25 protein-coding genes and 2 tRNA genes are annotated in these 20,182 nt (G+C 66.5%); 14 read left to right on the top strand and 13 right to left on the bottom strand.

From position 1 onward, the window contains the following. Positions 1-72 precede the first annotated feature (72 nt). Together CBI38_RS02695 and CBI38_RS02690 are read right to left on the bottom strand one after the other, a co-directional pair. Entirely contained in the window at positions 73-531 is a 459-nt protein-coding gene (locus CBI38_RS02695; RefSeq protein WP_109326169.1) for a nucleoside deaminase, read from the bottom strand. A gap of 10 nt (positions 532-541) precedes the next feature. Further along, complete coding sequence (locus CBI38_RS02690; protein WP_109326167.1) at positions 542-1,081, bottom strand: tRNA adenosine deaminase-associated protein; 540 nt, start codon at positions 1,079-1,081, stop codon at positions 542-544. A gap of 49 nt (positions 1,082-1,130) precedes the next feature. On the opposite strand from CBI38_RS02690, the gene CBI38_RS02685 reads away from it, so the two are divergent. Further along, the gene (locus CBI38_RS02685; protein WP_109326166.1) at positions 1,131-2,099 is read left to right on the top strand and encodes a prephenate dehydrogenase; all 969 of its coding nucleotides are present in this window, start codon (positions 1,131-1,133) and stop codon (positions 2,097-2,099) included. A 49-nt stretch (positions 2,100-2,148) separates the two neighbouring features. Here CBI38_RS02685 and CBI38_RS02680 read toward each other — a convergent pair whose 3' ends face one another. Beyond that, positions 2,149-2,736 carry a putative glycolipid-binding domain-containing protein gene (locus tag CBI38_RS02680; protein ID WP_109326165.1) on the bottom strand — a complete coding sequence of 196 codons (588 nt, stop codon included), beginning with the start codon at positions 2,734-2,736 and terminating at the stop codon, positions 2,149-2,151. Next, positions 2,733-3,827, bottom strand: coding sequence for a hypothetical protein (locus tag CBI38_RS02675; RefSeq protein ID WP_109326164.1), 1,095 nt, complete (start codon positions 3,825-3,827; stop codon positions 2,733-2,735). Before CBI38_RS02675 ends, CBI38_RS02680 begins: the two co-directional genes overlap by 4 nt. Positions 3,828-4,007: 180 nt before the next feature. On the opposite strand from CBI38_RS02675, the gene CBI38_RS02670 reads away from it, so the two are divergent. The 5 genes from CBI38_RS02670 (at position 4,008) to CBI38_RS02650 (ending at position 6,999) form a co-directional block, all read left to right on the top strand. Next, on the top strand, positions 4,008-5,153 hold the full coding sequence (locus CBI38_RS02670; protein ID WP_109326161.1) for a DNA cytosine methyltransferase: 1,146 nt from the start codon (positions 4,008-4,010) through the stop codon (positions 5,151-5,153). Positions 5,154-5,172: 19 nt separating this feature from the next. Beyond that, the gene (locus tag CBI38_RS02665; protein ID WP_109326160.1) at positions 5,173-5,586 is read left to right on the top strand and encodes a very short patch repair endonuclease; all 414 of its coding nucleotides are present in this window, start codon (positions 5,173-5,175) and stop codon (positions 5,584-5,586) included. A gap of 108 nt (positions 5,587-5,694) precedes the next feature. Beyond that, complete coding sequence (locus CBI38_RS02660) at positions 5,695-5,961, top strand: hypothetical protein (protein ID WP_230990067.1); 267 nt, start codon at positions 5,695-5,697, stop codon at positions 5,959-5,961. 66 nt (positions 5,962-6,027) lie between these two features. Continuing rightward, positions 6,028-6,684 carry a class I SAM-dependent methyltransferase gene (locus tag CBI38_RS02655; protein ID WP_109326159.1) on the top strand — a complete coding sequence of 219 codons (657 nt, stop codon included), beginning with the start codon at positions 6,028-6,030 and terminating at the stop codon, positions 6,682-6,684. A gap of 57 nt (positions 6,685-6,741) precedes the next feature. Further along, positions 6,742-6,999 carry a nitroreductase/quinone reductase family protein gene (locus tag CBI38_RS02650; protein WP_230990066.1) on the top strand — a complete coding sequence of 86 codons (258 nt, stop codon included), beginning with the start codon at positions 6,742-6,744 and terminating at the stop codon, positions 6,997-6,999. Between the two features lie 36 nt (positions 7,000-7,035). On the opposite strand, the gene CBI38_RS02645 is transcribed toward CBI38_RS02650, so the two are convergent. The 4 genes from CBI38_RS02645 to CBI38_RS38795 all read right to left on the bottom strand — a co-directional run bounded on the left by CBI38_RS02645 (position 7,036) and on the right by CBI38_RS38795 (position 11,123). Beyond that, positions 7,036-7,842 (bottom strand): NmrA family NAD(P)-binding protein, encoded by an 807-nt coding sequence (locus CBI38_RS02645; protein ID WP_109326151.1) that lies wholly within the window; start codon positions 7,840-7,842, stop codon positions 7,036-7,038. Between the two features lie 59 nt (positions 7,843-7,901). Beyond that, positions 7,902-9,209, bottom strand: coding sequence for a serine hydrolase domain-containing protein (locus CBI38_RS02640; RefSeq protein ID WP_109326150.1), 1,308 nt, complete (start codon positions 9,207-9,209; stop codon positions 7,902-7,904). Positions 9,210-9,314: 105 nt separating this feature from the next. After that, the gene (locus tag CBI38_RS02635) at positions 9,315-10,883 is read right to left on the bottom strand and encodes an MFS transporter (RefSeq protein WP_109326144.1); all 1,569 of its coding nucleotides are present in this window, start codon (positions 10,881-10,883) and stop codon (positions 9,315-9,317) included. Positions 10,884-10,886: 3 nt separating this feature from the next. Beyond that, positions 10,887-11,123, bottom strand: a complete 237-nt coding sequence (locus CBI38_RS38795) for a hypothetical protein (RefSeq protein WP_230990065.1) — start codon at positions 11,121-11,123, stop codon at positions 10,887-10,889. 153 nt (positions 11,124-11,276) lie between these two features. Between CBI38_RS38795 and CBI38_RS02625 the strand changes: the two genes are divergently transcribed. Next, the gene (locus CBI38_RS02625) at positions 11,277-11,705 is read left to right on the top strand and encodes a DUF6325 family protein (protein WP_109326143.1); all 429 of its coding nucleotides are present in this window, start codon (positions 11,277-11,279) and stop codon (positions 11,703-11,705) included. Between the two features lie 24 nt (positions 11,706-11,729). Then, a complete protein-coding gene (locus CBI38_RS02620) occupies positions 11,730-12,062 on the top strand; it encodes an SHOCT domain-containing protein (protein WP_109326142.1) in 333 nt (110 codons plus the stop codon). A gap of 9 nt (positions 12,063-12,071) precedes the next feature. Here the strand turns inward: CBI38_RS02620 and CBI38_RS02615 are convergent, their stop codons facing one another. Then, complete coding sequence (locus CBI38_RS02615) at positions 12,072-12,977, bottom strand: LysR family transcriptional regulator (RefSeq protein WP_109326141.1); 906 nt, start codon at positions 12,975-12,977, stop codon at positions 12,072-12,074. A gap of 115 nt (positions 12,978-13,092) precedes the next feature. Here CBI38_RS02615 and CBI38_RS02610 point away from each other — a divergent pair, with 115 nt between their 5' ends. Next, a complete protein-coding gene (locus CBI38_RS02610) occupies positions 13,093-13,437 on the top strand; it encodes a YybH family protein (protein WP_109334811.1) in 345 nt (114 codons plus the stop codon). Between the two features lie 67 nt (positions 13,438-13,504). Here the strand turns inward: CBI38_RS02610 and CBI38_RS02605 are convergent. From CBI38_RS02605 to CBI38_RS02595, 3 genes are all read right to left on the bottom strand, one after another. Continuing rightward, a tRNA-Arg gene (locus tag CBI38_RS02605) sits at positions 13,505-13,577 on the bottom strand. Between the two features lie 40 nt (positions 13,578-13,617). After that, a tRNA-Ser gene (locus CBI38_RS02600) sits at positions 13,618-13,709 on the bottom strand. Positions 13,710-13,802: 93 nt separating this feature from the next. Further along, positions 13,803-14,528, bottom strand: a complete 726-nt coding sequence (locus tag CBI38_RS02595; protein WP_109326140.1) for a dienelactone hydrolase family protein — start codon at positions 14,526-14,528, stop codon at positions 13,803-13,805. 60 nt (positions 14,529-14,588) lie between these two features. Here CBI38_RS02595 and hisC point away from each other — a divergent pair, with 60 nt between their 5' ends. Together hisC and CBI38_RS02585 are read left to right on the top strand one after the other, a co-directional pair. Then, the gene (gene hisC / locus CBI38_RS02590) at positions 14,589-15,665 is read left to right on the top strand and encodes a histidinol-phosphate transaminase (RefSeq protein ID WP_109326139.1); all 1,077 of its coding nucleotides are present in this window, start codon (positions 14,589-14,591) and stop codon (positions 15,663-15,665) included. Between the two features lie 90 nt (positions 15,666-15,755). Continuing rightward, positions 15,756-17,453: a bifunctional metallophosphatase/5'-nucleotidase gene (locus CBI38_RS02585; protein WP_109326138.1), complete on the top strand. Its 1,698-nt coding sequence runs from the start codon at positions 15,756-15,758 to the stop codon at positions 17,451-17,453. On the opposite strand, the gene CBI38_RS02580 is transcribed toward CBI38_RS02585, so the two are convergent. Continuing rightward, entirely contained in the window at positions 17,454-18,461 is a 1,008-nt protein-coding gene (locus CBI38_RS02580; RefSeq protein WP_109326137.1) for an alpha/beta hydrolase, read from the bottom strand. It abuts the gene before it with no gap. A gap of 219 nt (positions 18,462-18,680) precedes the next feature. Between CBI38_RS02580 and CBI38_RS02575 the strand changes: the two genes are divergently transcribed. From CBI38_RS02575 to CBI38_RS02565, 3 genes are read left to right on the top strand one after another with little or no spacing between them, the layout of a single operon-like run. Next, positions 18,681-19,139, top strand: coding sequence for a YbaB/EbfC family nucleoid-associated protein (locus CBI38_RS02575; RefSeq protein WP_109326136.1), 459 nt, complete (start codon positions 18,681-18,683; stop codon positions 19,137-19,139). Then, entirely contained in the window at positions 19,136-19,450 is a 315-nt protein-coding gene (locus CBI38_RS02570) for a WXG100 family type VII secretion target (protein WP_109326134.1), read from the top strand. The genes CBI38_RS02575 and CBI38_RS02570 overlap by 4 nt, the downstream gene beginning before the upstream one ends. After that, complete coding sequence (locus CBI38_RS02565; RefSeq protein WP_109326133.1) at positions 19,450-20,139, top strand: WXG100-like domain-containing protein; 690 nt, start codon at positions 19,450-19,452, stop codon at positions 20,137-20,139. The genes CBI38_RS02570 and CBI38_RS02565 overlap by 1 nt, the downstream gene beginning before the upstream one ends. The last annotated feature ends 43 nt before the right edge of the window (positions 20,140-20,182 follow it).

The following is a 20,182-nucleotide window of genomic DNA, read 5'->3' as shown; positions in this document are numbered from 1 at the left end:
CTCCAGAGAAGCACGGATCGTGCCGACCCGGCTACACACTGTCGAGTACCCCACGAAAACGTTTGAAACCGGTCAGCGCCGTTCTCGGAAGAAATCCTCGAGGATCCCAGCACACTCGTCTTCGAGAACACCCCCACGGACCTGCGGCCGATGGGTGAGTCGGCGGTCGCGGACGACGTCCCAGAGGGAGCCGACTGCTCCCGTTTTCGGTTCCCACGCGCCGAAGACGACACGCGACACCCGCGCGAGCACCAGCGCTCCGGCGCACATCGTGCACGGCTCGAGGGTCACGGCCAGCGTCGTGCCCTCGAGGCGCCACCCGTCGCCGTAGACCCTGGCCGCCTCCCGGAGCGCCATGATCTCCGCATGTGCTGTCGGGTCCGACATCGCCTCGCGTGAGTTGACGGCCCGCGACACCTCGACCCCATCGGCGTCGAACACCACGGCGCCCACTGGTACATCGGCGTCGGTGGCGGCGCGCGCAGCCTCGATCGCCACGCGGATCATCCGCTCGTCGTCCTGGAGTGTCACCGGACGAGAACTATCGCGGAAGTTTGTCGAGAACCCCCGACAGCTCCGTGGTGAAGCCGAGCCGCTGAGCGATCATGCCCAGCTGCTCGTCCGGGTACAGGTCGGTTTCGGCGGTGATCACGGCCAGCACCGGTTCGGGGAGCCCGAGGTCGGCGAGGAGCGAGAGATCACCCTCCTCCCACGGCTCGACGTCGTCGAGGTCGTCCGGGTCGATGTCCGGCACCTCGATGTTCAGCGCATCCAGGACATCCGCTGCGATGTCGTAATCGATGGCGGCGGTCGCGTCGGACAGCAGCAGTCGCGTGCCCGACGGCGCCGGCCGCAGAACGATGAAAAACTCGTCGTCCACGTCCAGCAGACCGAAGAACGCGCCCGCGCTGCGGAGGGACCGTAATTCCTCCTCCGCGGCGCTCAAACTGGTCAGAGCAGCCGAGCTGAGGGCCTTGACCTTCCATCGGCCGTCCTCGTGTACTACCGCGACACCGAAGCCCTCCAGATCCTCAGCCCGATCCGACGAGGCGCTGTTGTTTCCCGCGCGCTGTGCACCCATGAGCGCAACGGTAGCCCGCGGGGTGCCGGTAAATGAAGTCCGTACACGAATGTGCCAACCTGAGCAGGTGTCAGATACCGCTTCCGCACCTCCGGTGTGCGTCCTGGGCCTCGGTTTGATCGGCGGATCCCTCCTCCGTGCCGCAGTACGGGCGGGCCGCGACGCGTGGGGCCACAATCGCTCCGCGCAGTCCGTCGAGGCCGCGCGGGCCGACGGATTCGACGCCGACACCGATCTGGTCGCGGTGCTCCAGAGGGCGTCGGCGGAATCGGCGCTCATCGTGATCGCCGTACCCGTCCCCGCCGTGGCAGCCACGCTGACCGCGATCGCCCTCTACGCCCCGAACTGCCCGATCACCGATGTGGTCAGTGTCAAAGCTGAAGTCGCGGCCGCGGCGGCCCGTCAAGGACTCGCCGACCGGTACGTGGGCGGGCACCCGATGGCCGGAACGTCGGCGTCGGGGTGGAGCGTCGGCAGCGCCGACCTGTTCCGGGAGGCGGTGTGGGTGGTCGGCACCGACGACGGCGTCGACCCCGGAATCTGGATGCAGGTGGCGCAGCTCGCCGTGGACTGCGGTTCCGTCGTCGTGCCCGCCGAATCCGCCGAACACGATCGGGCGGTGGCCCGGATTTCGCACCTCCCGCATCTGCTCGCCGAAACCCTCGCCGTGACCGGCGCGGCGGGTGGGCCGCTGGCGCTGGGGCTGGCCGCGGGGTCGTTCCGGGACGGAACTCGCGTCGCCGGAAGCGCACCCGGTCTGGTCCGGGCAATGTGCGAGGGAAACCGGAGTGCGCTGCTCATCGCCCTCGACGAGGCGCTGGAACTGCTGCAGAGCGCACGGACCGAACTGGCCGAGGAGTCGTCCACTGCGACGCTCGTCGACGCCGGACATGCCGCCCGCACCCGATACGACAATCAGGAGACCTGGGACATCACCGGCATCGTGCCCGGCGACGACGGCTGGATCGAGGCGATGCGCGACGCGGGCCGCCGCGGGGGTCGGCTCCGCCGCCTGTGAGTGCTCGACGAGTGCAGAGACTCGTTAACCGCGCACGGGCGCGAGGCGCCTAAATCCGTTCCGCCAGCCCCGGGTAGTTGAGGATGAGCCCTTCGGCGTCGACGGTGACCGACGAGCTGGACACCGGAGACAGGACGTGAATCCCGTCCGGACCGCTGCTGTAGGTGAGGATGGCGCCCTCGACCCGGAGGTCGAGGAGGTTGACGTAGACGACGGGCACCTGAATGTCCTCGGAGCCGAGGTGCATCCCGTACCGCCGGATCGGCAGAGTGTTGAAGAAGGGGCTGAGCACCATGTCCACGTCGAGGGCACCGTCGAATGTGGAGCGCTGATGTTGGGCACCGTGCTGCACCATCCACGTGCCTTCCTCGTCGCGGCTGATCGACATCTGCCGCTCACCTGCGGCGACAGAGGTGCGCAACGACAGCCGGCGGGTGACGCCGCTTTCGTCGGTGACGAGGTCGTAGGAGGCGCTGAACGCGGGGTGCTCGGGACATGCGCCGCCGATGATGCGGCCGGCAGCCTTGATGCGGTCACCGCTGAGCTGGACACGCACAGATTCCATACGGGGTGCGTTTTCCGCCCGCCACGTCAGTACTGCAGGCCAGGACGGGGCACCGGAGTCTTGGATGCTCACCTGTCTACGGTAATCGACGACGGCTCGCGGGGTGGCAATGGGCCGAGTTTCGTTGCAGCAGAGTTGCCGAGGTCGGCTGCACGGGCCCGATCCATCGCCGCGATGCGCGCGGAGAACACGATCAGGGCGCCCAGTCCGACGGCCACGTTGAGCAGCGCGCCGAATTCTTGGGCCACGAAATCGAAGACCTCCGTGAGCAGCACGGTGACGAGCGCCGCGGACCGCAGGAACTGCAACGGCCACATCTTGCCGTTGCGCAGTCGCACCGTCGCGCTCCAGCACAGCACGAATGCGATGGCCGAACCGACGAGCTGACCGACGGTGGTGATGTCCGCTCCTGCGCCGCGCAGGTCGTCGTCGAGGGTGATCACTGCGCTGATCAGACCGAGCGTGGAGAAGACGGTCAGCCCGACCGCAGCCGTCCACAGCATTCCCGGGCCCTTCGCGAACTCGGGTGTCGCACGTCGCGCGAGTTCGCGCACCGACGGCACCACTCGGCCTTGCCGATCGGGACAGCGGTCGAGCAGATCGGCAACGCACGCGACTGTCGACGCATCCGCCCCCGCCTCCCCCGCGCGCCGGAGCTGAGCGAGGGCCTGCTCTCGCCGCACCCGGTCCAGCCCGCGGTCGAGGCCGCCGAGGGCGATGGCGGCCGCGTTGGCGACGTCTTCGGTGACGGTGGGCGGGCGCACGTCGTGCAGCCACCGATTGAGCAGCAGCAACACCACGATCACCACGTACATGATGGCGACGGACGGGCGGTAGAAGTAGTCGTTGGTCTTGGTGACGAACTTGCCGATCTCGTCGAGGAACAAGCCGAAACCGATGCCGCCCACGACGACGGCCACCATGCGCGGTTTCCGGCCGAGGAACGAGAACACCGTCACCAGAGCCACGATCATGCCGAGCCCGCCCCAGAGCACATGCGCGATGTGCAGAGAGGACCCGCCGACCTGGGGATAGCCCGTCAGGTGCAAGTAGGCGCGGGTGAGCAGGATCGTGAGGATGCCGATGATGACGAACGCCTCGACGAGACCGCTGCCCTGGGCGTCGCGCAGAAACAGCGACCTCTCGCGAAACCCGGGAATCATCGCGCCTCCCTGCGTGCCCACCCACCCGAAGTCTAGGTGGCTCCGCCACCCGTGAGTACTTGTTAACGCCCCGCTGTTAACAAGTACTCACGGGTCGTTGGTCAAAGTCGGTGCAGATCTCGAGTAACGTTCTCGGGTGACTGGTTCGTGAGGAAGGGTGCCGTGACGTCAACCGGGAGCATGGTGGGCCTGTTCGCCGGTATCGGCGGGCTCGAGTTGGGTCTCCGAGAGCACGGCTGGAACACCGAACTGCTCTGTGAGATCGATCCGGGCGCCCAGGCGGTTCTGCGTACCCGATTCCAGGATGTGCCGGTGCATTCCGACGTCACGAAGCTGCGGTCACTCCCCCAGGACATCGAATTGGTCGCCGCCGGTTTCCCCTGCCAGGACCTGTCCCAGGCGGGGCGGACGGCCGGGATCACCGGCTCGCGTTCGAGTCTGGTGGACGAGGTGTTCCGACTGGTCAAACGCCGCAAGGGTCCCCGCTGGCTGCTCATCGAGAACGTTCCGTTCATGTTGCAGCTCGGTCGGGGCGCCGCTATGAGGCATATCACCGACGCCCTCGAGGACCTCGGGTACATGTGGGCGTACCGGGTGGTCGATGCCCGGGCCTTCGGACTTCCGCAGCGACGTCAGCGGGTCCTGATGCTCGCTTCGCGTACCGACGACCCTCGTCCGGTGCTGTTCGGTGAGGATGCCGGGGAGCGCCCGGTGGGTGATCCGGCCGACTATCCCTGCGGCTTCTACTGGACCGAGGGCACCCGTGGACTCGGCTGGGCGGTCAATGCGGTCCCGACGCTCAAAGGTGGCTCTTCCGTCGGGATCGCCAGTCCACCGGCCGTGCGGTTGCCGTCGGGCGAAATCGTCACTCCGGGGCTGATCGACGCCGAACGGCTCCAGGGATTCGATCCCGACTGGACCGCTCCGGCCGCGCTCGTCCCGGGCCTGCGCAACAGCAATCGGTGGAAACTGGTCGGCAACGCCGTGAGCGTGCGGATGGCGTCGTGGGTGGGTGGACGTCTGGTGGCGCCGGACGCCTACGAGCGCAGCGTCGAGACTCCCCTGAATCCCGGCGACGCGTGGCCCGCTGCGGCGTGGGGGATGAACCGGCAGGCATTTCGGGTGCACATGTCGACGTGGCCGGTCCAAGAACCCTACGAGGATCTCAGCGGGTTTCTCGAGGACACCCGGCTGTTGTCCGCCCGCGCGACCGCAGGTTTCCTCAAACGGGCGCGGATGGGCAACCTGCGTTTCATTCCGGGCTTCATCGACGACGTCGAAAGTCATCTCGACCGTATGGGCGGGTTTCCGCAGGCTGCGGCCTGACGGACACCAGGCGTTCGCCATGCCCTCCACCGATCCCGCCACCAGCGCCCGGATGCGGGCGCAGCGGCGGCGAGATACCGCTCCCGAATTGGGGTTGCGGCGGGAGCTGCACCGCCGCGGGGTCCGATACTACGTGGACCGGGCCCCGATGAAGGGCATCAGGCGACGCGCCGATCTCGTGTTTCCACGCCGCAAGGTGGCGGTGTACGTGGACGGCTGTTTCTGGCACAGCTGCCCGAAGCACGCCACCTTCCCGAAGAACAACGCCCAGTGGTGGGCCGACAAACTCGCCGGGAACGTCACCCGCGACCGAGATACCGATGCTCGCCTCATCGAGTCCGGCTGGACGGTGGTGCGCATCTGGGAGCACGAGGACCCCATCGAGGCCGCCGACCGCGTGCAAGAGGCTTTGGGCACCGTCGAACTGCCCTGAACCACTCGATGCGAAATTTTGCACCCTCGGGGGTATGGCTGCCCGGGAAAGTTCGGTGCAGGATGGGGTCATCGGAAAAATCCCACGCCTTACTCCCGGAGGAGCATCATGATCCGCCAGTTCTTCGCGGCGGCCTCCATTGCGCTCGCAGCGGCTGCCGTACCTCTGTTCGGTGTCGGCCCGTTCGCGGCGGCCGCACCGGGCGACACCTACATCAGCAATCCCGTGACCGACCCGGCGGATCAGGCTTTCTGTGACGATCAGGCAGCACTCGCCAACAACCTGTCGGCCAAGGGCGACTACGCGCGCGCCGACGGGGTCGCCTCTTCGGCGAACATGAGCGGTTGCCGCATCTTCACGTTCCAGGCCTCGTAGTCGCCGCGCCTTGCCGGTTCGGCAACATAACTTTCATCTAGCGCCGGGTGCCCGCACAGTGGAGCCATGACGCACGTACATGAGCACGACCCCAGCGATTTCTACAGCCAAGAGTTCTGGGACGAGCGGTACAGCTCGACCGGCGCGGTGTGGAGCGGGAACCCCAACCAGCGCCTGGTGGAACAGACAGCGACGCTGACCCCGGGCCGCGCTCTGGACGTCGGGTGCGGCGAGGGGGCGGACGTCATCTGGCTGGCCTCGAACGGCTGGGACGCCACGGGAGTCGACGTATCGACCGTGGCGCTCGAGCGCGCCGCCGCACAGGCAGCAGAGGCCGGCGCTGCGATCGCGGACCACACCACGTGGCAGCAGGTCGACATTCGATCGTGGGAGCCGCCCGCCGGACAGTTCGATCTGGTGTCCGCGCAATTCATGCAACTGCCGGAGCCGGCCCGCGGCGAGCTGCACCGTCGCCTGGCCGCGGCCGTGCGGCCAGGCGGGCACCTGCTGATCGTGGGTCATCACCCCACCGATATGCACGCCTCGGTGGGCAGGCCCGATGTGCCGGACATCATGTTCACCGCCGAACAGGTGGCCGCCGTGCTGGACCCCGAGAACTGGGAAATTCTCGTGTGCGCGGCCCCGGCGCGCGAGATCACCGACCCGGACGGAAACCTCGTCACCATCAAGGACGCGGTCCTGCACGCCGTCCGGCGTCACTGACCGCCGTCCCTCTACTGCGGGGCAATATGTAGCTCCCTTGCCCCGGAACGAGGAACGATGGCCGATCTGTTCGTCAATGCGGCGGATGGCTCGGCCATCGTCTGCTGTTTCGGTGTGCCGACTCTGTTGTTGCACACGGTGGGTTGCAAGTCGGGTGCGCCCCGAACGTCTGCATTGACCTATGGCCGGTGCCGACTATCTGCCCGGCGATCCCGACTACGACCGCATGTGGGCCACCATGAACGCCGCTACAGCGACTGCCAGAAAAAGACGATGCGCCCCATATCCGTTGTGACTCTTACCCCCTCACGCTGATCCGGTGACGGGACAACCGATCGGGATCCCAGATACTTATCCGCCGAACTCGTGGACGTGCTCCGCCGCCCACCGGGTGAAGGTGGTGGCCGCTCGGCCGACGATGTCCTCGAATACAGAATTGGACTGCTGGGGATGGTCGACGAGGGTCGCCATGCCTTCGAGATACCACCGCGCGTACTCGCCCATCGCGGGGGTGAGGACTTCGACCGCCTCCTCGAACGAGACCTGCCGGTACTCGATGTTGCGGCCGAGGGCCGCACCCAGCCGGCGAACCAGCTCCGCGCGAAGTAACGTCTCCGGACCCGTCAGCTCGTACGACTTGCCGATGTGTCCGTCCTCGAGCAGCGTCACCGCCGCCACCTCGGCAATGTCGTCCATGGCGATGGGGGCATTGCCCGCCGTCGGGAACGGCTCGCGAACCACCCCGGTGTCCTTGATCTGCGGCGCGAGTATTCCTGCGTTTTCCATGAATTCGCCGGGCCACAGGTGGGTCCACGGTATGCCGGACGCCTCGACCGCCCGCGCCACGTCACCCCAATGTCCGTCGTGCGGACCGGACAGGTCGACGACGTGTCGGACTCCGGCACGCGTCGCCACGGCGAGCACATCCTCGACCGTGTCTGGTGTCGGCGCCAGATACACGGACTCGACGCCGTCGAATGCGGCGGGAAGGGTGTCGAGCCTACGGAGATAGCCGTGCGCGACCTCGACTCCCTCGGGCAGGTGCGCCTTCTCTGGATGGTTGGTCAGTGCCCGGACATCGGTCGCACCCCGCGCGAGGAGATGATCGACGAGCATCCTGCCGATGTTCCCGGTAGCCCCGGTCACCAGAATCGTCACGGCACCACCGTACGCGCCGGCGGACGACGGGTCCGGGGATCTCGGTGTCGTGGTTGCGATCAGCTGGTGGGAGCCGGGGCGGACGTCGACGGCTGCGGCGTCCCCGGCGTAGTCGAGGGCGTAGACGTGGCACTGGGATCCTGCACGTCGGCGCGCAACCGGTAGACGTGATCGGGTGAGATGATCTCCGTAATGGCAGTAGCCAGCGCTGTACTCGGCTCGCTGCCCTCGTAGGGGACGTCGGTGTTGATCATGATCGCGAGCGTCATTTCCTTCTCCGGCAGATACACGCTGACCGTCTGATAGCCGGGGATGCTGCCGTTGTGCCCGATCCAGCCGGCGATGTCGAAGATGCCCAGGCCGTACCCGACATCGGTCGACAGACCCGGCGCGGTCACCGTCTGCAGTCGCTGCTCCTGGGTCGCCGGTTGCAGCAGCGTTCCCGTGGCCAACGCGGGGGCCCAGATGTGCAGGTCCTCGAGGGTGGAGATCATGGCACCCGCGGCCCACCCCCAGGACGGGTTCCAGTCGGTGGCCGTTGTTTCCTTGCCGTCCGCCGTTTGCTCGGTGTAGCCCTGCGGATGCGGTTCGGGGATGGCGTTCGAGTTCGGGAAGCTCGTGTCGGCCATCTCGAGCGGGTCGATGATCTTCTGCGTCACATAGTCGGCAAGCGACATTCCACTGACCTTTTCGACGACCAGTCCCAGCAGCGTCGTGTTGGTGTTGGAGTACTCGAATCCCTGCCCCGGCGGGAAGGTCGCGGGCTGTGCGTATGCGTAGTCGAGCAGCTGCTGGGGCGTGAAGTTCGCTTTCGGGTCGGCGATCAGGGCCTTCTGGAAGTCCTCGCTGGCCGAGTAATTCGCCAATCCGCTCTGCATCCGCGCCAGCTGGCGGATCGTGATTTGATCCCCCAGGGGAACACCGTCGATGTACTTCCCGATGGGGTCGTCGAGGCCGACCTTTCCCTCGTCGACCAACTGCAGTACGCCGGTGACAGTGAAAGTCTTTGTCACACTGCCAATCCTGCTGTAGAAGTCGGTTTCCATCGGGGCTCCCGATGACTTGTCGGCAACACCGAACGCTTTCACGTAGTTGCCGTCGGCGCCCCATACTCCGACCATCACCCCGGGTATCGAGGCCCTCGCCATCGTATTCTCGATGGCCTCGTCGAGACGCTGCGCGACAACGGAATCGATCTGCGTGCCATCCCCGGCCGCCGACGTGCCCGCCTGCGTCGTCTGCGTCACCGACGTGGTCGATCCGGTGGAGGAGTCGTCCGAGCACGCTGCCGTGGCGACCAGCAGCACGGCCGCGGCCGCGACCAGCCCTCGCTTACGATTCGCCTTGGTCACGACCCGAGCTGTCATCGTGCTGGTCCCCTCGTCGATGTGCCGATTGTCGGGAATTTACCCCGCTGACACCGGGCGAATGTACCTTTCGACGCTTCCACCGCGCCGAAAGGTACATGCGTCCTACGTGCCGCGCTGTTCCGCGTACTCCGCCATCAATCGCTTCTCCTCCTCCCGGTGCGGATAGAAGAAGAACACCACCACAGCGCCCGCGCCCACCACCAGGATTGCGGCGAGGTACGCCTTGGTGTCCCCGTCGAGAAAGGCGTTGCGGGCGGCAGCGATGATCTGGTCCGCGTATTGCGGATACCGTTCGGCCAGCACTTCTGCACTGGAATACGACTTCGTCAGCGCCGCTTGCGTTTCGGGCGTCACCTGACTCGCATCAGGTGACGCCGCGATCGCCGACGACAGCGACTTGGCGTACCCGGCGGTGAGTACCGCGCCGAGAATCGACTGCATGATCGCACCGCCGAGGTCACGCTGAAGGTCGGAGGTGCCGGACGCCATCCCCGCCCGCGACACCGGCACCGATCCGGTGAGCGAACGCGACGCCGGCGTGCCCGCGAACCCGACACCGATTCCGACGAACGCGTACGCCACCCCCACCTCGAGGTAATGGGCGTTCTCGTTCCACAACAACAACGCGACAAGTAACCCGAGGACCACGAACAGGTATCCGAGCAGGAGGGTGAAGCGCGCACCACGCGATTCGACGAGTTTCGCCGAACGGGGCGCGACGATCACCATCGCGACAGCGGCCGGAATGATCGCAGATCCCGCAGCCAGCGTGGAGTACCCGAGGACATTCTGCAGAAACTGCTGTCCGATGAACATGGCCCCCATCAGCGCACCGAACACGATCACCCCGCCCACGGCGGCGACCCAGAATGTGGGCCTCGCCGCCACGTGGAGGTCGAACAACGGGTGCGCCGCGCGACGCTGCTGCAGGAAGAACGCCGCACCGGCCGCCAAGGCGATCACGCCCAGCCCGATGGCCGTCGCCCCGGCGCCGTCGACCGGCGCGAAGTTGATCGCGAGGATGAGCGCTGCGATGAAGACCACTGAAATGACACCGCCGAGGTTGTCGACCGGGTCGGTGGTCTCGTTGACGTGGGCGGGCACCCAGACGGCGGCGCAGACGAGAGCGAGGCCGGCGAGGGGAAGCGTCACGAAAAACACCGAGCCCCAGTGAAAGTGCTCGAGGAGCGCACCCGACACGATCGGGCCGAGCGACGAGATCGCCCCGCCGAGAGCCGACCACAGTGCAATGGCCTTGGTGCGCGGTGGACCCGACCACAGGGCGGTGATGATGGCCAGCGTGGTGGGGAAGGCGAGACCCGCGGAGATCCCTCCGAGAACGCGTGCGAGAAACAGTATTTCGACACTGCCCGCGAACCCGGCAATCGCCGACGCCGGCAATGACAGCGCCATTCCCAGCACCAGCATCTGCTTGCGCCCGTACCGGTCGCCGAGCGCACCGAGATAGAGCACCGAGGCCGCCAGACCCAAGGAGTACGCCACCGCGACCAGGTTCAGCTGGGTCTGACTCGCATCGAAGGCGCGACCGATGTCGGGCAACGCGACATTGGCCACCGAGAGATTCAAGTTCGCTACGGCGGCAACGAGTATCAGTGTCGCCAGGATAAGCGTTGCCCGGGCCGGCGCCTGTGTCGATGCGGTTCTGGTCACCGGTCAGCTCCTCGGTTTGTCATCACTCGTCGTTGCACGGTCGGTCGCCTCGGCGGGCCCGACCGGCCCGGTCCCGGGCAGTCCGGTGCCGGCGTACAGCGCCAGCCGAGTGCGTTCACGGACGGTGAACGGTGGTTCGTTGCGGGCGGCCCCGTGGTCGAATCTTCCCGCGACGAACACTGGCACTGACCGCACTGCGATGATCAGCGCCACGAACGCTGAGGCACCGAGTGAAGGCATGCACCACCCCGTCTCTTCCGGCATTTCATCCGACAACGCTATCGACGAGCCTCGCAGAGGCCGGGCCTGCCGACATCACCCGTCGTGGATGATGCGCACCCTGCCGCCTGTCGCGATCATCGTTATCAGAACATCCCCGGCACAGGGAGAGACATGACGAATACAGCTGCTGACGTCGGACCGGTCGCGTTCCTGTTCCTGACATTCCCTGGGGATCGAGCCGACCCCGCGGTGATCGAGTCGTTCCGAGAGCTCGTCGAGCGGGGCACCGTCACCATCCTCGACCTCGTCTTCCTCGCCAAGTCGGAGGACGGGACGCTGCGACAGGTGGAGGTTGACGAAGAGCTCGACAATGTCGGTCTCGCCGCATTGTCCATCGAAGCCAAGGAGCTCATCAGCGACGAAGACCTCGATGTGGTCCGCGAATCACTCGAACCGGGCACGTCGGCGGTTGCCTTGGTGTACGAGCAGACGTGGGCGCGCAAGCTGGCCGCCGCTTCCCGTGAAGCCGGCGGCGAGGTGGCACTCCATCTGCACATTCCCCGCGACGTGGTCGAGGCCGCGATCGCCGCGGCGACCTGACATCTCAGAGAACGGAGTACGCACATGGTGTTTCGAGGTCCACGTCGTGTGGGACGGCCCGGCCTGCTCGGTGTGGTGGCCAGGACCGCGGTGATCACCGGCACTGCACAGGCGACGTCCAACGCGATGAACCGCCGCGCAGCCAACAAGGATGCGGAGCAACAGGCTCGCGCCGACCAGGCTGCCCAGCAGGCGTACGCCGAACAGCAGGCGGCGCAGGCACCGCCACCGGCCCCCACCTCCGCGGGCGGCGACGACCTCGTGTCGCGTATTCAGGAACTCGCGCGCTTGAAGGATGCCGGCGTTCTCACCGACGAAGAGTTCGCCGCAGCGAAGGCGAAGCTTCTGGGCTCGTGAGCCCGGCCGCTACCGCGGCGCGGGAATCTGCGGCGCTTCTGCCTCAGCGAACGCACGTCGGGTGTGCCTGACCAGTTCGCGAACTGCAGGACTCGCAGCGCTTTTCCACACCAGTGCCAGCACCGCCGGGATCTCGACGTCGTCGAGGACGAGCGCCGTCAGCCCATCGAAGGCGGCGGCCATCGATTCGCTGAGGATCGCGACCCCGAGTCCGCGGAGCGCAAGATCCGCGACCGTGTCCGGGGCGCTGGCCTGCAACGCGATATCGGGCCGGATATCCGACGCGGCACACGCCTGGTCGAAGACGGTCCGGATTCCTGTTCCGGCGGGCATACATACGATCGCATGGTCGCAGAGTTCGGTCAGTGCCACGCCGGTTCGACCCGCGAGTGGGTGATTCGGCGGCACGGCCGCCACCAACCGTTCGCGAATGATCGGAAAGGCCTCGAGCCCGTCGGGCGGTGCGGTGGCCGTGCCGACGAGTGCCAGGTCTATGTCGCCGCCACGGACTCGATCGACCAGCTGATCCGAGCTCTCTTCGAGAAGGGTGATCTCGACGCCGGGGTGCGCGTCGTGGAACGTCGCCAACGCATCGAACAGACCGGTGACGGTACACGCGGTGACCATGCCGACCACCAGGCGTCCACGAACCAGCTGGTTCACGGCGTCGACGGCGTTGCGCACCGCAGCGGCGGCGGCCAGCGCCTCTCTGGCATGAACGAGCGCGGCCTCTCCCGCCGCCGTCAACGTGGCCGTCCGAGTCGAGCGGTCGATGAGCGTGGTCCCGAGGTCGTGCTCGAGTTGGCGAATCTGCGCGCTGATACCCGGCTGACTGATATGCACACGCAACGCGGCCCGCGTGAAATTGGCCTCTTCTGCCACGGCGACGAAGTACTCGAGCTGACGCAGTTCCATAACCTCTGATTCTAGAAGTAAGCAGAACTATCTGTTGGACTTCCGCTTCTCCGGACACGACGCTGGGATTACTTCGAACGATCCGAACGAGAGGACTGCTGTGTACGAGAAGGCCATGAAACCCGAGGACCTGACCCGCCTGTTCGTCGAGCGGAGCAACGCCGGCGACGCAGTCGGAGTCGCGGCACTGTACGAAGAGAACGCCGTTATGGCCTATCCGCCCGGAAGTCGGACCGTCGGCCGCGAGGCGATCCGGCAGTTGTGGGAATCCGTCCTCGCCCATGCGCCGCACTTCGAGCCGGAAACTCCCCTACCCACCCTGATCAGCGAGGACATCGCTCTCACCGCCACCCTGCCCAAGGACGGTTCGGGGGCGCGCGCCCAAGTGGTGCGTCGCCAGCCCGACGGGTCGTGGCTTCGCCTGCTCGACCAGCCGGAGTTCGTGCCGCCGACCGCCTGACGCCGCCTCGAGTGCGACCGCAGACACGAGAAACCCCCTCACCACTATGGTGAGGGGGTTTCTGTTGTGCGCCCGAAGGGATTCGAACCCCTAACCTCTTGATCCGTAGTCAAGTGCTCTATCCGTTGAGCTACGGGCGCAAGTCTTCAGTTATAGCTGTACCGGCAACTAGCACCGGCGTGGCGGAGGCGAGAGGATTTGAACCTCCGGTCCCTCGTAAAAGGGACAACTCATTAGCAGTGAGTCCCATTCGGCCGCTCTGGCACGCCTCCCTGGGGTGGTTCCGATCCCTTCGGACCGCCGGAGCGAAAGATTACACACCTTTCCACGACAAGACAAAACGGCTGGTCAGAGCGGCGAGCGGGCTATCTCAGGTTGCTGTCGAACCAGTCGAAGATTCTGCGTTGAGCGTCGACGATGTTCTCGACGCCGGGGGCGTCGTCCTGCCCGTCGGGCACCTGGGGTGGTTCGTCCGCCCGGTGCGCCAGTCCGGCGTAGCTGACGACGAGGGCCGCAACCGATGCCTTTCCCGTCGCGTCCCGCAGCTGCTCGACGTGCTCCGGCGGGGTGGACGGATCGTCCTCGCCGTACAAACCGAGCCACGGAGCCTGCAGCAACGGCGCCGCGTCGATCAGGGCGGGGGCATCGTCCGACAACGGCTCGACGATGCCGCGGGCGGAGACACTGACAGCGGCTCCGATCGGCCGGTTGGTGGCGACGAGCAGCGCGGCAGTACCGGCGTCGTCGAAACCGAGAACCCCGACACAATCGGAGAGGACTCCGCGGCTCGTCAGCCAGTGCACGGTGGCGTCGAAGTCGGCGAACAGCGACTCGCCGAAGACCTCGGTTGCGCTGTGCGCGGGACGACCGTGGAAGAGGTGCGGGGCCGCCGCCACCCACCCTTCCTCGGCCAGTGAGCGCATCAAGTCGAGGAGCGGCTCGCTGAACACACGCGACTCGTGCAGCACCACAATCGCGCCACGTGCGGGGCCGTCCGGCTCTGCCACGGTGAGCGGAACCCGCGCCTGCGGATCGGCCGGTGCGCCGCCGACCGTCTGCAGGACCGCGGTGTCCCTGAAGATTCCCGACATGTCCCCACCTTGGCACGGACTGGCCGTCGACGCACCGGATCGGAGGCGCATAATCGCCTGGTGACTCCGCGAACAAGGGCAGACCTCGACACGATCCCGGCCTACGTACCCGGTAAGAACTTTCCGGGTGCGATCAAGCTGGCGAGCAACGAGACCACTCTCGGTCCGCTGCCGAGTGTCCGGGACGCCATCGCGGCAGCAGCGGGCAACGCCAACAGGTATCCGGACAACGGTCACGTGGCCTTGATCGAGGCGCTGGCAGGCCACCTCGGCGTCCCCACCGACAACATCGCCGCAGGCAATGGTTCGGTCAGCCTGTGCCAGGAACTCGTTCAAGTCACCTGCCAGGATGGTGACGAGGTGATCTTCGCGTGGCGCTCCTTCGAGGCGTACCCCGTGGTGACCCAGGTAGCCGGCGCCGTTCCCGTGACGGTTCCGCTGACCGCCGACCTCGGCCACGACCTCGACGCCATGGCGGCCGCCGTCACCGACCGCACGCGCCTGATCTTCGTCTGCAATCCGAACAACCCGACGGGTAATGCCCTGACGAAGGCCGAACTCGAACGGTTCCTCGACGCCGTACCCGATCGTGTCGTCGTGGCACTCGACGAGGCCTACTTCGAGTACAACAGATCCGACGCAGACGGCATCGAGCTGTTTCGTGGGCGCCCCAACGTCGTCGTGCTGCGCACATTCTCGAAGGCCTACGGGCTGGCGGGTCTCCGCGTGGGTTACGCCGTGGCCGATCGGACGATCGTCACCGCGCTCGGCAAGGTTCACATCGCTTTCGCCGTCAACACCGTCGCGCAGGCCGCCGCCATCGCATCGTTGGCCGCCGCCGACGAATTGCTCGCCCGCACCGACAGCGTCGTCGCCGAACGGAACCGCGTCCGTGACGCCCTCCTCGACGCCGGATATGACGTACCGGAATCTGCGGCAAACTTCGTCTATCTCCCGCTGGGAACAGAATCCCGACCGTTCGGCGCGGCCAGCGCAGAAGCGGGTGTTCTGCTTCGGCCCTACGGCGACGACGGGGTGCGGATCACCATCGGCGACCCCAACGAGAACGACGCATTCCTTGCCTTCGCGACGAGCGCGGAGGCTCGCTCGATCGCCAAGGTCGGTGTTCGCGCGTAAGTCCTGAGATGTAAACGTTACGTGCAGGTATAGCTCCCGTGATTCCCCCTTGGCAGACTCAATGCGGTTTGCCGAAGGGAGCCACCCACAATGCGCCATCGCGTCGCGGTCCGGAGTGCTGTCGTGGCCGCCGCGGTGTCGTTGACACTCGCCACCTCCGTGACCGTCGGCCTTCCCGACGTGCAGGCGCAGGAGCCGCCGGTGTCGTTGCGGTTCCTCGCCTTCAACGACCTGCACGGCAGTCTCATGCCTCCCCTCGGCGTTCGTAGTGAGGTGAAGCAGGCGGACGAATCACGGGTGTCCGCGGGCGGCGCCGCGTATCTCGCGGCCTACGTCGATCAACTCCGTGGTCAATCCCCGCACTCGTTGCTGTACTCGGTGGGCGACAACTGGGGATCGTCAGCTCTCGAATCAGCTGCTTTTCACGACGAGCCGACGGTGCAGCTACTCAACCGGATGGGCGTCGACGCCTCCGCCATCGGCAATCACGAGCTCGACGAGGGGTACGCCGAGTTCCTGCGACTCCAGCGCGGCGGCTGTCACCCCATGGACGGTTGCCGTTTCGACGACACGTTCGAGGGCGCCAATTTCCCGTTGTTGGCTGCGAACCTGCAGTTCGAGGACGGCGCACCCGCGACGTTGCCTTTCGCGGTGAACTACGTCGAGGGCATCCCGATAGGGGTGATCGCGACGATGCCCGCCGATACCGCACACATGGTGACGTCGGGTGGTGCGGACGGGCTGCGGTTCACGGACGAGCTCGCTGCCGTGAACCGGACGGCAGACCTACTCGACTTCTTCGGGGTGCGGGCCGTCGCCCTCCTCATGCACCGAGAGACCGAAGTCGACCAGGACAATCGGCCGGACGAGTGCGACGTGGAATCCCGCCGCACCCACGACGTGGCCTTGCGCGCCTCCCCGAAGGTGGACGTCATCTTCACGGCCGACGGGCACCAGCAGTACAACTGCACCTTTCCCGACCCGGCCGGAAACCCGCGGGTGCTGATGCAGGGCGCCTCGCACGGCCGTATCGTCTCGGTGGTCGACGTGGCGATCGACCGCGCCACCCGCGACCTCCTGCGGGATCGCACGTCCTCGTTCAATCAGGTGGTCACGCACGACATACCTCCCGACCCCGACACTCGGTTGCTTGTCGACCGAGCGGGCGAACGGGCGGGCGAGGTCAGCCGAACGTGGGTGGCGTCGCTGCAGCACGACCTCACCCGGGAGACGACCGCCAGCGGCGAGTCTCCGCTGGGCAACGCTGTCGCCGATGCCCAGCTGGCCGCCGGAACAGCGTTCGGCGCTCAGGTTGCACTCACCAATCCCGGCGGTCTCCGCGCAGACCTGGTCGGAGACGCCGTCACCTATGGTCAGGTGTATGCCGTCCAGCCCTTCGGTAACTCGCTCGAGGTTCTGACGCTTCCGGGCGCCACCCTCCGCAGCGTGCTCGAGCAACAATTCCAGCCCCGCGGGGATGGCAGCGTCACCGAGCGAATCCTGTCGCCGTCGAGTTCGCTGACGTACACGATGGATCGGTCGGCGACTGTCGGCGACCGCATCTCGGATATCCGCGTGAACGGAGAACCGGTGTCGCCGGAGGGTGTCTACCGTGTCGCGGTCAACAGGTTCCTCGCCGACGGCGGGGACGGGTTCGATGCCTTCCGCACCCACACGGAGGCTGTCCACGCGGGTTGCGATCTCGACGCCTTCATCACCTACCTCGGCGCGGGCTCGCCCGTGTCACCTCCGAGAACCGATCGGATTGCAGTGGTCGGCCGGCCCTGATCAGATGCCGAGCGCGCCCCTGAGCACCGGCCACGACGTGCGGAGCTCGTCCTGCCAGTACGGCCACGAATGCGTGCCCGAGTTGCGGTAGACGAAGGTGGCGGGAATGGCGAGCGCGTTCAGCCGCTGCTGGAACGTCTGCGTGCAGAGGTTCGCCGCCGCTTCGAGGGGCCCGCCGACCGCGATGGTCGAGGCCAGGTCTCCCCCTGTCGCCATCTCGTACGGTCCGGGAAGGCCGTTACCCGTCGAGATGTAGATCTGCTTGCCGCGCAGGGCTTCGGCATTGACCGTCGGGTCGTGGGCCGCCCAGGCCGGGTCGAAGTCCGGTCCCCACATGTTGGCCGGATTTCCGCCCTTGAAAGCGACCGTGCCGCGGACCGAATCACGTGAACTGGGCTGAGTGTTGTCGAGGCAACCGCTGTAGGCGGCGAGGCCACGGAAGAGGTGCGGGTGGCGGGTCACGAGGTTGGCCGCACCCATGGCACCCATGGACACGCCGGCAACTGCGTTGGTTCCGTTTCCGCTGAACTGGGCATCGATGATCGGTGGCAGTTCGTCAGCGAGGAAGGTTTCCCACTTGTTGACCCCGAGGGTGGGGTCCGGCAGATGCCAGTCGGTGTAGTAGCTCGCGGTGCCGCCCACGGGCAGGACCACGTTCACCTTCTTGTCGGCGAAGAACTGGACCACGTCCGTCTTCTGCGTCCAGGTACTTTCCCGGAAGTCGGACTCGGCGCCTGCGCTCACCCCGTCGAGCAGATACAGCGACGGGCGCGCACCGCTACCGGCCGGATGAAGCACCTGCACCTGAATCACCCGGTTCATGGCGGGCGAGTTCACGAAGATCGCACTGCGGGTAGGGGTGATCTTCACAATTTTGTCGACACTGGCAGCACTGCTCGCCCGGGGGGCCGCCGGAGAAGGCGTCGGATCGGCCGTAGCAGTGAACGCCGGCCCAGACAGGGTCAGTGACACTGCCACTCCGACAGCAGCGAATGCTAGGCGACGCATAAAGAAATCCCTCTTCCCGGACCGTGTGAATCCCGATTGCACAGTACAAAGTGCGGCCGGTCAAGCAGAGCTTAAAGGTTTTGTGATTGCTGTGTGATTCGGGTGCGTGCGCTTGTGGCCAGACCGATATGAGAGCGAGGGGAACCGATTGCGGGATCGCTGCGTCCAACCTCGTGAGCAGGCACTGACGCCGAGCTGACCGCATGGAGGAGGAACTCGATGGTCGACCAGGCCGCACGCCACGAACTGCGTGCCCGCAACGAAGAATTGCGTCACCAGATCGATTCGATGCTGGACGCCGTGCGACGGCAGGCCGACAGCCTGGCCCAGGCCAAGTCCGAGGTCGAGCGCACGAAGGGCTCGGGTACCTCGGGCAACGGAGTGGTCCGGGTCTGCGTCGATGCCGGCGGAAACGTGACGGCGGTCGAACTGTCGCCGGACGCGTTCAGGCGCACCAGCCCCGAGGCGCTGGCGTCCTCGATGGCAGAAGCGGCACGTCTGGCCTTGGCGGATGTACGCGAGCGAACTGCCCAGGTCCTGGCACCCGTATTCGACGCCCGCGCCGACCTGCCTACCCTCTCCGAACTGATGCCGGATGCTCCGCGCCCGGGTGACCCGCCGCCTTCCGCCGACGAACCCGGATGGAACGCCTCGATTCTGCGCGGAGCGGACCGATGAGTCGAGCACTGTGGGTCGACCCTCACCATCTCCGGACCGTGGCGCCACGATTCGATGCACTCGCGGACACAGCCGACGCCCTGCTGACCGAGCTGACGAGCACGCTGGACGCCGAAAGAACTGCGTGGGGCTCCGACGAGGATGGGACGGCATTCGCCCGGCACTACGTTCCCGCGGCGGAGTCAGCGGTCCACGCCGCCTTGTCTATCGTCGCGCTGTTCTCCGCGATCGGTGACGGGATGCGAGCGACGGCCGAATCTTTCGAAGCAACGGATACGCGGTTCTCACGGCGACTGGGCGAGGCTTTCTGATGGGCATCGAACTTCCCGAGGTCGTGAAGCCGGTGGCCTGGCTGGCGTCCGGTTCCAGTTGGCCCGCGGCCGACGAGACGTCACTGCGCCGACTGGCCGACGCCTGGGGCACAGCCTCCACGGGGCTGAAGAACCTCGCGGCGGACGGTGACGCCGCACTGCGCGACGCGTTGTCCGCCGTCGAAGGCGACATCGCCACTGCCATGTCGCAGCACTGGCAGAAGTACGGCGGAGACGCCGGCGCCCTCCACGATCTCGCGGCACTCTGCGAGAACCTGTCCGCGATGTGCGAGTCGACGGCGACCGAGGTCGAGTACGCGAAATTGTCGATCATTGCGGCACTGGCCGTATTGCTGGCGGAGCTCGTGGCGATGGCCGCTGCAGCGGTACCGACGCTCGGCGTGAGCGCTGCAGGTGCAATGGCGGCGGAAGCAGCAACGCAGGTCACCATCCGCATGATCATTCGGGATCTGATCATTGCGGTTCTCGAACAAGCCGCAGTCGCTGCAGCACAGAGCGTCGCGCTCGACGGCGGAATCCAGGCACTGCAGATCGTAACCGGCGGCCGAAACGGATTCGACGTCGGCATGCTCACGAACTCACTGATCACGGGAGCCACCGACGGCGCCACCAGCGCACTGTTCGGCGAGTTCGGAATCGAGGTGCACGAGCCCGCGACCGACCGGTGATCCGGTCGACTCGTGGCGACATCGGCACCGTGTGACCCATTGC

Origin of the sequence: Rhodococcus oxybenzonivorans (genome assembly GCF_003130705.1) — a bacterium.
Taxonomy (GTDB): domain Bacteria; phylum Actinomycetota; class Actinomycetes; order Mycobacteriales; family Mycobacteriaceae; genus Rhodococcus_F; species Rhodococcus_F oxybenzonivorans.
This window is presented reverse-complemented; position numbering and strand designations above follow the sequence as displayed.